The sequence below is a fragment of the Amycolatopsis sp. TRM77291 genome (genome assembly GCF_054166285.1).
This window is the reverse complement of sequence record NZ_JBSZHF010000029.1, coordinates 1-782: the sequence shown is the minus strand read 5'-3', so window position 1 is coordinate 782 and position 782 is coordinate 1. Positions and strand designations below refer to the sequence as shown.

The following is a 782-nucleotide window of genomic DNA, read 5'->3' as shown; positions in this document are numbered from 1 at the left end:
TCCGCCCGATGCTGGTCAAGGGTGCGGGACTGATCGGTCCGGCGGCGTTTCTTCGCCGCCTGGCTCAGTGACGCGTAGATCGAACTCGCCACCTCGGCCGGCAGCCAGCCCGACAGTTTCGACATGGTCTCGTCCTCGTGCTCCAACGCCACATGCCGCAACGCACGCTTCTTCTCGGCGCGTTCCCGGTAGCCGTCCGGGTCGAACTTCTGCACCGCGTGATCCACCGACTTCCGGATCGCCGCAGGATCCCGCCCGGCCAGGCGCGTGGCCATCCACGCGTCCACCTGTGCGGCGACCTCATCGGGCACCTCCCGGGTCAGCTGGGACACCTTCGACGCCTTGAACAGGTCGATGTCACCGTTCTCCAGCGCCGCTAGCGTGTTCGGCAACCGTGCCACCAACGCACACGATGTCTCGACCAACAGGAACGCCTGATTACGAGAGACCGAGAACGCCAGCGCGACCTCCTCGGTCACCGATCTTCGCGAACCACCCACCCCGGCGAAACCCGCTATCGAACGCACCTGCCGTCCCTGCGCCCGACGCAACACAACCTCCTCGTCGTAGGCGGCATCCAGAAGACGAGCGGCTTTCGGATTAAAAGCAAAAGAAGTGGTCATAACCAAGATCATACTCGAACATCAGTTCGACCACCACTGAGAGGTGGTGGTGGTTTCAACCGGTGAGTGCACCACCTCTAGTCTAGCAACACTTTGCCGAACGCTTCGATCGGCTTAAGCCAGCCCAGCGTCTGCCGCGGCCGGTCGTTGAGTTCGTCT

General features: G+C 62.9%; 1 protein-coding gene. It reads right to left on the bottom strand.

Annotated elements, in window-relative coordinates:
* A partial coding sequence (locus tag ACXIZN_RS43215) for a DUF222 domain-containing protein (protein WP_457960783.1) occupies positions 1-479 on the bottom strand: 479 nt, incomplete at its 3' end.
* Between the last annotated feature and the right edge of the window lie 303 nt (positions 480-782).